The organism is Hymenobacter antarcticus (assembly GCF_039539545.1).
GTDB lineage: Bacteria > Bacteroidota > Bacteroidia > Cytophagales > Hymenobacteraceae > Hymenobacter > Hymenobacter antarcticus.
The window spans coordinates 129,088-142,744 of the sequence record NZ_BAABDI010000004.1; the positions used below are offsets into that span (position 1 = coordinate 129,088).

13 protein-coding genes are annotated in these 13,657 nt (G+C 58.7%); 8 read left to right on the forward strand and 5 right to left on the reverse strand.

The window, feature by feature from the left end:
* Window positions 1-189: 189 nt before the first annotated feature.
* From ABD819_RS04990 to hppD, 4 genes are all read right to left on the reverse strand, one after another.
* Entirely contained in the window at window positions 190-1,332 is a 1,143-nt protein-coding gene (locus ABD819_RS04990; protein ID WP_345121639.1) for an outer membrane beta-barrel protein, read from the reverse strand.
* Window positions 1,333-1,469: 137 nt separating this feature from the next.
* A complete protein-coding gene (locus ABD819_RS04995) occupies window positions 1,470-3,206 on the reverse strand; it encodes a phospho-sugar mutase (protein WP_345121641.1) in 1,737 nt (578 codons plus the stop codon).
* 198 nt (window positions 3,207-3,404) lie between these two features.
* On the reverse strand, window positions 3,405-4,319 hold the full coding sequence (locus ABD819_RS05000) for a hypothetical protein (protein ID WP_345121643.1): 915 nt from the start codon (window positions 4,317-4,319) through the stop codon (window positions 3,405-3,407).
* Between the two features lie 171 nt (window positions 4,320-4,490).
* A complete protein-coding gene (hppD, locus tag ABD819_RS05005) occupies window positions 4,491-5,624 on the reverse strand; it encodes a 4-hydroxyphenylpyruvate dioxygenase (RefSeq protein WP_345121645.1) in 1,134 nt (377 codons plus the stop codon).
* Between the two features lie 161 nt (window positions 5,625-5,785).
* On the opposite strand from hppD, the gene ABD819_RS05010 reads away from it, so the two are divergent.
* The 4 genes from ABD819_RS05010 (at window position 5,786) to ABD819_RS05025 (ending at window position 8,252) form a co-directional block, all read left to right on the forward strand.
* Window positions 5,786-6,172 carry a hypothetical protein gene (locus ABD819_RS05010; protein WP_345121647.1) on the forward strand — a complete coding sequence of 129 codons (387 nt, stop codon included), beginning with the start codon at window positions 5,786-5,788 and terminating at the stop codon, window positions 6,170-6,172.
* A 175-nt stretch (window positions 6,173-6,347) separates the two neighbouring features.
* A complete protein-coding gene (locus tag ABD819_RS05015; protein WP_345121650.1) occupies window positions 6,348-6,707 on the forward strand; it encodes a DUF952 domain-containing protein in 360 nt (119 codons plus the stop codon).
* A gap of 76 nt (window positions 6,708-6,783) precedes the next feature.
* Entirely contained in the window at window positions 6,784-7,626 is an 843-nt protein-coding gene (locus ABD819_RS05020) for a hypothetical protein (RefSeq protein WP_345121652.1), read from the forward strand.
* 38 nt (window positions 7,627-7,664) lie between these two features.
* Complete coding sequence (locus tag ABD819_RS05025; protein WP_345121654.1) at window positions 7,665-8,252, forward strand: hypothetical protein; 588 nt, start codon at window positions 7,665-7,667, stop codon at window positions 8,250-8,252.
* A 99-nt stretch (window positions 8,253-8,351) separates the two neighbouring features.
* On the opposite strand, the gene ABD819_RS05030 is transcribed toward ABD819_RS05025, so the two are convergent.
* Window positions 8,352-10,268 carry an ABC-F family ATP-binding cassette domain-containing protein gene (locus tag ABD819_RS05030; RefSeq protein ID WP_345121656.1) on the reverse strand — a complete coding sequence of 639 codons (1,917 nt, stop codon included), beginning with the start codon at window positions 10,266-10,268 and terminating at the stop codon, window positions 8,352-8,354.
* Window positions 10,269-11,051: 783 nt separating this feature from the next.
* Between ABD819_RS05030 and ABD819_RS05035 the strand changes: the two genes are divergently transcribed.
* The 4 genes from ABD819_RS05035 (at window position 11,052) to ABD819_RS05050 (ending at window position 13,634) form a co-directional block, all read left to right on the forward strand.
* Window positions 11,052-11,345 (forward strand): type II toxin-antitoxin system HigB family toxin, encoded by a 294-nt coding sequence (locus ABD819_RS05035; RefSeq protein WP_345121659.1) that lies wholly within the window; start codon window positions 11,052-11,054, stop codon window positions 11,343-11,345.
* 20 nt (window positions 11,346-11,365) lie between these two features.
* Window positions 11,366-11,716 carry a helix-turn-helix domain-containing protein gene (locus tag ABD819_RS05040; RefSeq protein ID WP_345121663.1) on the forward strand — a complete coding sequence of 117 codons (351 nt, stop codon included), beginning with the start codon at window positions 11,366-11,368 and terminating at the stop codon, window positions 11,714-11,716.
* Between the two features lie 124 nt (window positions 11,717-11,840).
* Window positions 11,841-12,962, forward strand: coding sequence for a Fic family protein (locus ABD819_RS05045; RefSeq protein ID WP_345121665.1), 1,122 nt, complete (start codon window positions 11,841-11,843; stop codon window positions 12,960-12,962).
* 90 nt (window positions 12,963-13,052) lie between these two features.
* The gene (locus ABD819_RS05050; RefSeq protein WP_345121668.1) at window positions 13,053-13,634 is read left to right on the forward strand and encodes a hypothetical protein; all 582 of its coding nucleotides are present in this window, start codon (window positions 13,053-13,055) and stop codon (window positions 13,632-13,634) included.
* Window positions 13,635-13,657 lie beyond the last annotated feature (23 nt).

Genomic DNA, 13,657 nt, shown 5'->3' on the forward strand with positions numbered 1-13,657 from the left:
GGTGTAGCGCATCTTATTCGTGCCGTGTTTTCGGGGGAGGCTGTGCTTTCCATCAGAATGACCTCGGCGGCGCAGTACCGGCTTGCCGCTGGCGCGGCAGGGTAAGCACAGCTTTCCCATCATGACCGGCGCGAGTTATCCTGCGCTAAACTCGCACCAGCCGCGTGCGGCTGGCGCGGGCCGTAAAAGCTAAAAATAAAATCCAGCGTCGAACTGTACCGTAGCGTTGCGCTCGCCAAAGCGGGCTTGGGTGTTGTTTCGTAAGTAACGCGCCTCCAGACTGAGGCGGGGCCGCCAGGCCTGGTACAGCATCAAGCCTCCGCCCACGGTTGCCCCGTAGGTGAAATTGGCAATGTCGATACTCGGGTTGTATCCCGGGTCTTTGGGGAAATGGAGGGCCGACGAGTTGTTTAGGGTGCTGGCTACTATCACGCCGGCGTTGGCAAAGGGTCGCACTGCGCCGTATCCGGCCGTGTAGCGCACCAACAGCGGAAGTTGCAGCTGATTGTAGCGCACCGTAGCCGAAACCACGCTGGTGGAGCTAAGCGGGTTGAGCGGGTCAATCACCACGGGAGCGTACGTGCTGCGAAGCACCACAAACAGCAACTCCGCCTGGCCCGAAAACCGGGTGCGCGTGGCCATGTGCAGCATAGCGCCCCCCTGCAGGCCGGTGTTTTGGGTAGCCGCCGAAACCGGGAAAACTTCCGGGGACAGCTCCAGCCGCAAGACATTAAGGCCTGCTTTCACGCCGAAATAAAGCTGCGTGGTGCGCACGCGCGTCAGGTCGCGGCTTGGGCGTTTGGGGTATCGGCAGCGGTTGTAGTCGACCACCAGGGCGGTAAGGCCGCGTCTGGAATAAGGGTAGCGGCGCTGAAACTCGGTGGTGCCGAAGTCGATGGCTGAACAGCCCGGCAAGGCTCGGGCCAGCACGAGTACATTGTTGCCGGGTGGCACCTCCACCAGATTGGCCGAGTCGGGCAGTTGCAGAAAAAATGCTGACTTATGGCGCGTGTTTTCGCCCGTCATCAGGCTCACTGTCCCTTCTGCCAAGGGCGTCAGGAAGCGCGGCGGAGCCGAGGGGTCCAGGCGTCGCGCTACTTTTTCGGGGCCTTGGCTACTACCGAAGCTAATAATGTCGGCCGCGCTGAAGTCGGTAGGCTGCTGGTCGGGGCGATACAGACGCACCTTTTGGTAGTGGCGGCCGACCTGGCGCAGATGCCCGCGCAGGGTATCACCGGTCGTGGTCACGACGTAGTCGGGGCCGGCGGCACGTTGAGCAGTAGCCAGCAAAGAGCTGCTTGCCAGCAGGGCGGCGAGTAGTAGAAAGCGCACGATGAAAGGGTCCTCGGTTACAATTCGCGCAAGATAGCCCGGCCGTGGAATTGAAGGTAGCAGGGGGCAACCGAACCGCCCGGCAGGTGCTCATGCCGGGCGATTAAGAACGCTGAATCGCGTAATAAAATTAGCCGCTATTGCAGTTTCATATCCGCAATTATCGCCGCGATTTTCTCGCGGCCCAACCGCTCGGCCAGGTCAAAATCAACGGTTGATTTCAGGGGCTGCTTCACGCTGAAATAGAACTTGATTTTGGGCTCGGTGCCGCTGGGGCGGGCCGAAATCTTGCTGCCGTCTTCGGTGAGGAACTGCAGCACGTTGGAGCTTTCCACGCCGGTTGCGGTGGTTAGGCCGGTGGCCAGGTCGTGGATTTTGCCGGTTTTGTAGTCCCGGATTTCCACCACTTTCAGGCCCGCGATGTGGGCGGGTGGGTTGGCGCGCAGGCTGGCCATCATCTCCTGGATTTCCTCGGCGCCACGCTGGCCTTTTTTGGTGAGGGAAATCAGGTCTTCAACGTAGAGGCCGTAGTGGGCGTACATCTGGGTCATTTCCTGGTAGAGGGTGCGGCCCTGGTCTTTGGCCACGGCGGCCATTTCGGCCACGAGCGCGCAGGCCGACACGGCATCCTTGTCCCGTACAAAATCACCGATGAGGAAGCCGTAGCTCTCCTCGCCGCCGCCGATGTAGGTTTCCTGCCCTTCCAAGTCGCGGATGAGGCCGGCGATGTACTTGAAGCCGGTGAGCGTGCGGTAGCTTTTCACCTGGTGCTGGCGGGCGATGTCGCCCAGGATTTCACTCGTCACGATGGTGTACACGATGTAATCCTGGGGCGTGGTCTGGCCGGCGCGGTGGCGGGCACTCAGCAGGTAGTAGGTGAGCAGGGCGGCAGTCTGGTTGCCGTTGAGCAACACCCATTCGCCTTTGTCGTTTTTCACGCCCACACCTACGCGGTCAGCGTCGGGGTCGGTGGCCAGCACGAGGTCGGCATTGGTGGCCTGGGCCTGGTCGAGGGCCAGCTGCATGGCGCTTTTCTCCTCGGGGTTGGGCGACTGGACGGTGGGGAAGTTGCCATCGGGCGTGGCCTGGGCCTGCACCACGTTCACGTTGGTGAAGCCGAATTCGCGCAGCAGGCCGGGCACCAGCGTGATGCCCGAGCCGTGGATGGGCGTGTACACGATGTTCAAATCGTGCTGGCGCTGGATGGCGGCGGGGTCGATGCTCAGCTGCCGGGCGCGGGCAAAGTACCGGGCATCCATATCAGCCCCAATGGAAATGATTTTCGACGGGTCGGCCTCGAACTTCACCTCGCTCACGCTGGCAATCTTATTGACTTCGACGATGATGTTCGTGTCGTGGGGCGATACCACTTGCGCGCCGTCGTTCCAGTACACTTTGTAGCCGTTGTATTCCTTGGGGTTGTGCGAAGCGGTTATCACGCAGCCGCTTTGGCAGCCCAGCTCCCGAATGGCAAACGAGAGCTCCGGCGTGGGGCGCAGGCCGTCGAAGAGGTACACGGTGATGCCATTGGCGGAGAAAATGCCCGCCGCGATTTGCGCGAATTCCGGGCTGTTGTTGCGGCTGTCGTGGGCAATGGCAACTTTGATTTCCTGGGCGGGAAAGCTTTGAATCAGGTAGTTGCACAGGCCCTGGGTGGCCATGCCCAGCGTGTAGCGGTTCATGCGGTTCGAGCCCGGGCCCATGATGCCGCGCAGGCCGCCGGTGCCAAACTCCAGGCTGCGGTAGAACGCATCCGTCAGGGCTTCGGTGTGGCCGGAAACCACCATTTCGCGGATGGCCTGCTGGGTTTGCGCGTCGTAGTCCGGCGTGAGCCAGGTATCAATGGTGTTCTGGATTGCGGGGGAGAGGGACATGGGCGAAAGCGTAAGTAAAGTGCGGGGGTCAGAAGCGAAACGGCCGTAAAGGAAAGAGGTTGGCCGGAAAATCCGGCGAAATGGGCCTTAAGCAGTCGTTCAAAAGTAAACGGGTTATCAGTTGCTTGTTGTTAGTTGTCAGTCAGACGATTGCCATCCTGCTAACAACTGACAACTAATGACTAACAACTTAGCGCTTCAGCGCGTCAGCCAGCGCCGCAGGTTCAGCACGTATAAGCGCTGCCGCACCAGTGCCAGGTGCCGCGCCAGCCGCTCGTTGGAGATGAATACCCGGGCGGGTCCCGTAAAGCACAGCCCTTCTACCTGGCCCAGGCGGAGGGCAGTAGGCAGGCGTAGCCGGCGGGCCCTGGCGCTCAGGTAGTTAGTATCGGCAAAGTCCGTGAGCAGCCACAGGAACACGCGGCCATTTTTGGTGTAGCCCAGCAGCGCGGCGGTGCGCCCGTCGGGGGCAAGTGCGGCGGCCGTTACCAGGCCCTGCACGTCGAGCAGCCCGTGCGGCCGCGCTATATAGCGGCCGGGCTGGGTGGGTAGCGTATAGTGGCGGGTGTGCCCATCGGCCCAGCGCTTCGCGAACAGGTGCAGCGAGTCGTGGGCCACGAAAAAGGCTTCGCAGTCGAAGTTATGCCGGTAGGTGCCGGGCGCAAACTCCGTTTGTTCGGGGTAGGTGAAGGCGATTTCCTCGGCTACGGCCACGGTGTCGGTGGGGCCGGGCCGGGGCAGGCGCAGCACCCGCAGGTCGCGCCGGCTGCCGGCGTTGTTGCCAAAGTCACCGATGTAGAAGTAGCGGCTGTCGGCGGTCAGCTCTTCCCAATCGGTATTCGGAAAATTGACGATGCGCACGCGCTGCACCACGCGCCCGCTGGCCGAGTCAATCCGGAACAGTTCTGGCGGGTTGTCGCCATCGTTCAGCGTCCAGAGCGCGCCGCTGGTGTAGAGCAAAGCCGATGTTTCGGGCACCGCCGAATCGAGCCGGACCATGCGCCTGGGGTGGGCGCGGGCAGGGCGCGCCGGTTCCACGCGCTGGGCCAGGACGGCGGGCGTGGCGGCAAGCACCAGGAACAGCCCCAGCAGCAGCAATAATCTGGTTATCAAGGGGAAAATTGACGAAGTGGTAGAATAAAAGAAGAACGTCATGCTGAGCGCAGTCGAAGCATCTCTACCGCAACAGTAATTAGTTACTTGCGTGGTAGAGATGCTTCGGCTGCGCTCAGCATGACGTTACAATTGGTGTGCGGTATTTCAGCAAGCCGCGCAACCCAGTTCTTACAAGTTGCCGCGCAGGGCCTGCTCGCGCTCAATGCTCTCGAACAGGGCCTTGAAGTTGCCTTTGCCGAAGCTTTTGGCGCCTTTGCGCTGGATGATTTCGTAGAAAACGGTGGGCCGGTCTTCCACGGGCTTGGTGAAAATCTGGAGCAAATAGCCTTCTTCGTCGCGGTCGACGAGTAGGTTCAGGGCTTTGAGCGACTCCAGGTCTTCGTCAATCGCGCCGATGCGCTCCAGCAGGTCTTCGTAGTAGGTGCCGGGCACGGAGAGGAACTCCACGCCGCGGCGGCGCAGCTCGGTGACGGTGGTGCGAATGTCGTTGGTAGCAATGGCGATGTGCTGCACGCCGGGCGAGTGGTAGTAGTCGAGGTACTCCTCAATCTGCGACTTTTTCTTGCCTTCGGCGGGCTCGTTGATGGGGAATTTCACGTAGCCGTTGCCGTTGGAAACCACCTTGCTCATCAGGGCCGAATACTCGGTGCTGATGTCCTCGTCGTCGAAGGTGAGCAGGAGCTTAAAGCCCATTACGTCCTCGTAAAACTTCACCCACTGGTTCATTTCGCCCCAGCCCACGTTGCCCACGCAGTGGTCGACGTGCAGCAGGCCCACGGGATTGGCCTGGGGCACGCCGCTGCTGCGGGCCACGTAGCCAGGCATGAACGGGCCGGTGTAGTTGGTGCGCTCCACGAAGGTATGGATGCTTTCGCCGTAGGTATAAATGCCGGCCAGCGTGACCGAGCCGAACTCATCCTCAATGGTATAGGGTTCGAAAGCCGAGCGCGCCCCGCGCTTGGTAGTCTCCTCGTAGGACTTGCGGGCATCGTCCACCCACAGGGCCATTACTTTCACGCCGTCGCCGTGCTTGCGCACGTGCTCCGAGATTTCGGAGTCGGGCAGGAGGGAAGTGGTGAGCACGAGGCGGATTTTGCCCTGCTGGAGCACGTAGCTGGCGCGGTCGCGCAATCCCGTTTCGGGGCCGGCATAGGCCACCAGCTCGTAGCCGAACGCGGCCTGGTAGTAATAAGCCGACTGCTTGGCGTTGCCGACATAGAATTCAACAAAGTCGGTTCCTTTGAGGGGGAGGAAGTCCTGGGCGGGTTGGGCCAGCACTTCGGGCGAGGTCATGGTTTGCATGGGCGGAGCGGAATTGGGTGGGGGGTTAGGGGGGTAAAAATACGGGTTCTATTGGTTTAGCACGGAAATCGGCTGGCAACGGACCGGTGCTTCCGGTGGGGATGGCGCGTGTTTAGCAATTCATCCCCATTTTTGTAGCCAATCACCTGCCTTAGCGCCCCATGAATACCGAAGAACTGAACCGCGCCCTCGTGGCCCTGATTGAGAAAAAAGCCGAGCTGCACACCCTCAAGTATGACGATACCCGCTACGACGACGTGGAAGAGGCCCTGCACGACCTGGAGGACGACTTCAACGACGAGTACGGCGACTTTCTCGAAACCGCCCTCGACAAGGTGCACACCGACCTGAAATCCGATACCGACGTGCTGCTGCCCACCGCCTACCTGCCCAGCGACCCCAACTCCACGCCCTCGCCCAAAGAAGGCGTGTGGGTTGATTCCGAGAAATATCCCGGTAAAGAAGCCCGCATTACGCTCATTCCGAATCCCGTGCGCATCATGCTCACCGTGGGTAAGCAGGTGCAGCAGGAGCTGTGGAAAGCGTAGATTAGGCGAATAGCCTGACGTTTTCGAAACAAAGCCGAACGTCATGTCGAGCGTAGCCGAGACATCTCGCGTGGGGTAGTAACCCAATCGTTCAACGATTATGATTACTAACCCGAGCGAGATGTCTCGGCTACGCTCGACATGACGTTCTCTCCTTATCAATAAATTCAACCTCATGCTCTACCGTCTTGCCGAGCCCGCCGACTGGGCCCACGCCCGGCAAACCGGCTTTTTCGCCAGCGCCGACCTCGCCGCCGAAGGTTTTATTCATGCCTCCGAGGCGCACCAGATTCTCGAAACGGCCCGCCGGTACTATGCCGGGCGGGCCGATTTGGTTTTGCTGGAATGGGACGAGGCTGCCCTCGCCGCCGCCGGGGTGCGGGTAGCGCGCGAATGGGTGGCCAGCCGGAACCAGCATTTTGCGCACGTTTTTGGGGCCGTGCCGTTGGTGGCAGTGCGGCGTAGCTGGCCCTTTGGGGCCGATGCGGCGGGGGAATTTCAGTTACCCGCTGGAATTTCCGTTGCAAAAGAATAAATTTAGGGAAGCGTGCAACCACAGTTCGCCCGGCGGCATCTTCCCACCAGAAGCACTTTCCTCTTTCTTCAGACTTATGCAACCTTTCTACTTGCGTTCGCTGCCGCTACTGGCACTGCTCGGGCTGGCTACGGCCTGCGCCCCCACCTACCAGCTGGGCCTGAAGCCCGCCCAATCGACCAACCTGTTTGTGGAGGGCCGCGAGCAGGCTCAGGCCACCGCCGACAGCGTGGAAGTACGCCTGAGCTTTGTGTGCTACGAGCCGACCCGCGTGGTTTTTGAGGCCGAATACCGCAACCCCACCACGCACGCGCTGGTGGTCGACCCGGCCGCTTTTCAGTACGAACCCAGCCGCCGGCCTGCCCCGGCCTACGACTTCAAAGGCCATCGCCCCAAGCCGCTGCCGGGCACCGAAGTAACGGCGGCCGTGGCGGCGGCCAGCCAGTGGCTGGTGCTGCCGCCACTGCCGCCCAAACCCATCGCGGCTTTCGACCCCGAGCCCGAAATCACTGCCCTGCACGACCGTGCCGAGAGCGAAGCTGCCAAAGCCGCCCGCATCGACTGGTTTGGCATCGTTCTGAGCGCGGCCAGCTTGGCCACCGACGTGGCCAGCATCGGCAAGCGCGAAACGCAACAGCAGTATCAGAGCCGCGCCAGTATCCGCGACGCGGCGTTTGCCTACAACGTTGTATCGGCGGCCAACAAAATAGAGCACGCCGTGGCCGCTGATGTGCTCCAGCACCGTGCCGCCCAGTTGCAGGAATACGCCCTGCGCAAAGTCACGCTTGCACCCGGCCAGCAGGTGCGCGGCTACCTCTACTTCCCCCGCTACGACGCGGCCGATGCGCTGGTGGTGAAGGCCCCCGTAGGCAGCCGTGTGGTGCCGCTGGAATTCGCGCAAGTGCGCCGGCGGCAGTAAAGTCTCTTGCTGCTCCTTTCCTCAATTACCGTAATCCCATGATAAGAATTTCAATAGTGCTGGTCATCTTGGCTTTGTTGGAGCTGGCGAGTGCTCCGGTTGCCACAGCCCAGCGGTTCTTCGACACCAAAGGCATGGGATTGATGAAGGGCCAGCAGCCAGGCACATCGAAGCTGAATTATGGCGATAACCGAGCCGTAGCGGTAAAGGTCTTGGGCAAGCCGACCAAAACGGCGAAAATGTATTTCGAAATAGAGCATGATACGGCCGTCGTGTATTACTACCGGACCAACAAGCTGTATTTTCTCAAAGGGCATTTGATAGATTTTGAATTGAACGACAACACACTGGCTTTTGGCAAAACGCCTGACCAAGCGCTTCGCATTGGCTCCCGGCTAATTGTTGTGGCCGGACAAGCGAAGACAGCTTCTGCCAAACGCTATCTGTTGAATAATCAGCCTTTAGTGGATTTGATAGTAGACACCAAACCGGGGAAATCCAGAAATGTCAACTATTCGACCGTAGCCTACAACAGTATCCGGTACGGCACAATAAATAGTGATGCCTCAATTGAAATATTATTCGATGCAAACAATAAGGTGATTCTTATTGCAACGTCAAACTGAGTTGACGGACTCGCAGCAGAGCAGAATTAATAATGCCGAAAAAAAGAAAGGCCCCGCGAATTAATTCGCGGGGCCTTTCTTTTTTTCGATACCGATGGGTTAGCCCAATTCGGCCAACTCCAGCCACCGTTCTTCCTTCTCACCCAGCTCTTTTTCAATAGCTCCCAGGCGCGCGCCCCAGGCCGCGAAATCCTGCGGGCTACCCGCGCCGCCGTTCAGCTTGGCAGTGATTTCCTGCTTCTCGGTTTCCAGCGTCGCCATGGCTTTTTCGAGTTGCTCATACTCCTTTTTCTCGGCGAAGGTGGCGCGGCGCTTGGCGGGCGATGGCGCTACGGCGGTGCTCACGGCTACGGGCGCGGCCAGCTTGGCGGCGGCGCGGGCAGCTTTGGCGGCCTTTTCTTCTTCCATCAAGGCGGCTTCGGTTTCGCGCTCTTCGAGGTAGTCGCGGTAGTCGGTGTAGTTACCGGGGAAGTTGAGGACGGCCCCGCCGGGCTCCAATACAAACAGGTGCTCGGCGAGGTGGTCGAGGAAGTACCGGTCGTGGCTCACGATGAGCAGGCAGCCGGTGAAGTGCAGCAGGAAGTCTTCCAGGATGTTGAGCGTGGCCAGGTCCAGGTCGTTGGTCGGCTCGTCAAGAATCAAAAAGTTGGGGTTCTTGATGAGGACGCGCAGCAATTGCAGGCGGCGCTTTTCACCGCCGCTCAGCTTGTTTACCAGCGTGTATTGCTGGGCGGGCGGGAACAGGAACAGGTTGAGAAACTGGCTGGCGGTGAGCACGTCGCCGTTGGCGAGCTCCACTACTTCGGCCACTTCCTTCACGATGTCGATGACGCGCTGGGTGGGGTCGAATTCCAGCTCGGTCTGGGTATAGTAGCCGAACACGGTGTTGGTGCCCACCTCGATGCTGCCGGAATCGGCCTGGAGCTTGCCCGTGAGCATGTTCATGAGCGTGGATTTGCCCACGCCGTTGGGGCCGACCAGCCCAATCCGGTCCTTTTTCTTGAACACGTAGTTGAAATCGTCGAGCACGGTGAGGTCGCCGAATTTCTTGGTCAGGTTGTGGGCTTCGATGATTTTGCCGCCCTGGCGGGTGGTTTTCACGCTCAGCTCAATCTGCTGCTTGTTGAGGTTGGTGCTGGCCTTTTCCTTGGTGACGTAGAAAGCGTCGATGCGGGCTTTTTGCTTGGTGCCGCGGGCCTGGGGCATGCGGCGCATCCAGTCGAGCTCCTTTTTGAAGAGCTGGCGGGCCTTTTCCACCTCCACGGTTTCGCGCATTTCGCGGTCAGCCTTTTTCTCCACGAAGTAGGCGTAGTTGCCCTGGTAGCGGTACATCTGGCCCTTGTCGAGCTCCACGATTTCATTGGCCACCTTGTCGAGAAAGTACCGGTCGTGGGTCACCATCAGCAGGGTGAGGGTGGGGGAGGAGAGGCGGTTTTCGAGCCACTCGATGGTGGCCAGGTCGAGGTGGTTGGTGGGCTCATCGAGGAGCAGCACGTCGGGCTCTTCGATGAGGACGCGGGCCAGGGCCACGCGCTTGCGCTGCCCGCCCGAGAGCTGGCTCACGTTGCGCTGGAGCAGGTCGCCGAGGATGCCGAGGCGGCCGAGAATCTGCTGCACTTGGGCTTCGTAGTCCCAGGCATTAAGGGCGTCCATGCGTTCGAGCACGCGTTGGAGGTCATCGGGCTTGTGGTCGGCGTCGTTGATGACGTGCTCGTACTCCTGGATGGCCTTGAGTGTGTCGTTCTGGCTGGCAAAGATGGTTTCTTCCACGCTCAGGCTTTCGTCGAACACGGGCTGCTGGCCCAGGTAGGTCACGCGGATTCCCTTGCGAGAGCTCACCAGGCCGGTATCAGGGGTTTCGAAACCGGCTAATATGCGCAGCAGCGTGGTTTTGCCGGTGCCGTTGATGCCCACAAAGGCCACGCGCTGGCCCAGCTGCAAGCCGAAGTTGAGGTCTTTAAACAGCCAGCGGTCGGCGTAATTCTTCGAGATATTCTCGGCGGATAACAGATTCATAGGCCGCAAAGGTACGGCCGGGGCGGGCGGGGTTGGGTAGAGGCGATGAAGCTAAAGGTAGAAGTAGCTATCAACCGTCATGATTTATAACTCGCCTTAAACTGCCGCACTGCTACCTGCAAAACCCATAATCAATTATTTAACGAAAACTCAATTCTCTGCGGCTGCGCTAACGAATTGTTTTTTAAAAAATCAAAAAGTGTGTTGTCAATTTTTGTAGTGCTCGGGATTTTATAGTAGTACTTTTTTTTAAGATACGTGTCATAATATAGGTTTATATAATGAAAATCAGCATCGCTTCCCACATAGTAGTATCTCTGATTATTACCCCAAATTGATACTAGTTGCTCTTTCGTCGTTGCAAAATAAACTTGAACAGATGAGGGCTTTATAGCAGTGTCGTATTCACGATTGTGCTGAACCAATTTGCTGCTTATACAGCCGGCCGAAATAGAGAGCCAAGTCAGAGCTATAATCTGCGCTATTATTTTCATTGTCAATGTATTATACAACTTATAAAGTGCTGGTATGTCTCAATAAATCATGCGTTCACCAAGCTTTGTCCTATCACAAATTTAGTGTAACATAACGTTTTCCAGCAGAACTAACGGCGTGGAATCTACTTTATCGCCCACAGCACCTCCACCCCCTCCCGAGGCCCCCGACACCACCCGTCGCGGCGGTAGTGCAGGTCCGCTGTGAACGACGCGTCGGCGCTTGGTTTGCCAGCCGCAAACTGTTAGCTTCGTAAAAACGTTAGGGAATTACAAAATATGTAATCGAATGGTGGTGCTGGCTAAAGCGGCGGTGAAGGAAGCGGCCATTCGATATCCCAGCTGCGCCAAGGCGCTGAATGAGTGGTACGACGTGACCCGCGCCGCCAACTGGAAGGATTTCCTGGCCGTGAAGCAGACGTATCGGAACACCGACTACGTGGCTCCTGACCGGCTGGTGTTTGACGTGTGCGGTAACCGCCTGCGGGTGATTACGCTGGTGCATTTCAGCACCCGCACGCTGTACATCCTGTTCATCGGTACGCACGCCGACTACGATAAACTCGACGTGAGCGCACTTTAACTGTATTAAACCATCTCGTTATGACCATTCGCACCGCCACCGAATACCAAGCCGCGTTGCTTGAACTGAAGCGGCTTATTACCACTGCCCCTGAAGGCGACTCGGCCATTACCACCTTGGCCGAAGCCATTGACGACTACGAAATCAGAGCCGGCCACGGTCCGGTGCGGCCCGATACGCTGATTGGCCGGCTGGAAATTGAGATGTTCAACCGCCAGCTCAACCGCAAGCAGATGGCCGAGCTGCTCGGGATTCCCGCCAGCCGCTTTAGCGACTTTCTCAACGGCAAAACCAGCGTGACCATGAGCCTAGCGAAGAAGCTCTACAAAACGCTGGATATTCCGGCCGATTTTATATTGGCAGCGGCGTAGCGAAGTAATTTACGCTGTTTATCGGCCTCTCCCGCAACTCCCGACACTGCCCGTCGCGGCGGTGGCGAAGGCCCGATGCGGAGAATAACTCATACATTCGCCGCAATATCTGCGGAGAATAACCATGTACATCTACCAGCGCCCCGAGTGGCCCCACTTCACCTGGCAGCCGGCGCGGCTGGAGCCGCTGCTGGGGGCCGTGCGGCACCAGCAAGGGCGCGTGCTGGGGCAGATGCAGGCGCGGGGCTTTGCGGTGCAGGCCGAGGCCACGCTCCAGACCCTCACGCTGGACGTGCTGAAATCCAGCGAAATCGAAGGCGAGCACCTGCCGGCCGACCAGGTGCGCTCCTCGCTGGCCCGGCGGTTGGGGCTGGACGTGGCCGGGCTGGTTCCGGCCGAGCGGCGCGTGGAAGGCGTGGTGGAAATGCTACTCGATGCCACTCAGCAATTTCAACAGGCGCTGACGGCGGAGCGGCTGTTTGGGTGGCAGGCGGCGCTTTTTCCGGCGGGGCGCAGCGGCTTGCAGCGCATCCGGGTGGGGGCGTGGCGCACGGGCAGCAAGGGGCCGATGCAGGTTGTATCGGGGGCCATGGGGCGGGAGAAGGTGCATTTTGAAGCGCCCGAAGCTGCTGTGGTAGCGGCCGAGATGCGGCAGTTTCTGCTATGGTTTAATGAGGCGAGAAGCTTGGATGCCGTGCTGAAAGCGGCGGTGGCGCACTTGTGGTTTGTCACCATTCATCCGTTTGAGGACGGGAACGGGCGGCTGGCGCGGGCCATCACCGACTTGCAGCTGGCGCGGGCCGATGGCACGGCCCAGCGCTTCTATAGCATGTCGGCCCAAATCCGGCTGGAACGCTCCGATTACTATGCGCAGCTGGAAGCAGCCCAGAAAGGCGGACTCGATATAACGGCGTGGCTGGAATGGTTTTTGGGTTGCCTGGGCCGGGCGCTGGCTGCCACCGAGCAAACGCTGACGAAGGTGCTGGATAAAGCCCGATTCTGGGAGCAGCACGCGCCGAAGCAGTTCAACGCCCGGCAGCAGAAGCTGCTCAATCTACTGCTGAATGGCTTTGAGGGGAAGCTCACTTCCTCGAAATGGGCGACGATTGCTAAATGCTCGCAGGATACGGCCGGGCGCGACATTCAGGCGCTGATGGCGCAGCAGATTCTGGTGAAGGAGTCGGCCGGGGGGCGAAGCACCTCTTATCGGCTGCGGGAGGAATCAGATAGCCAGCGGTCGGCGTAATTCTTCGAGATGTTCTCGGCGGATAACAGATTCATAGGCCGCAAAGGTACGGCCGGGGCGGGCGGGGGCTAATTCTGGCTCTGAAACCCAATGCCTGTTGCCCTCATCTATTACATTAGCAGCGCCATGAAGCCAATATTTCCAAAAGGAATCGTTTTGTTCGCCTGCTACTTTCTGGTGAGCAGTTGCTTGGTTAAGATGCCATACAAGAGCCATACGCAATTGATTTCCAAAACTGATGACACACAACCCTTCATCGAAATTGTGTTGGAGAAACCCGTGTTTGGGGGGCCTGTTCCTGATGACCTCAAAGGCCTCAAAAAAATAAAGCACACTAAGAACTACGTGCTTACCATGGACTTTCACACAAAAGATATCCAGTATAAACGTCTTGATTCTATTCGTTTTGAAATCAGCGATGAGGAAAAACAGGCTATTGCATCGGGCACATTGCCTATTTTTTATGGTGAACTAAGCCGGCGGCTATACTCGCCTGAAGTACACCGTGCTCAATGCACTACGCAGCCGGATATTGTGCTCGGAAAGCAGCGCGGAAACCTTGTGGGCAATTTCATTATTTACGCAACTGATGTGAATAATCAGCTGGTATCAATAGCCATGAATAATCGCACTCTGATTGACCATAAATTCAGCATTGGTCGACTTTTTTAAGAAGGACTGGTCCGTGCGGACAG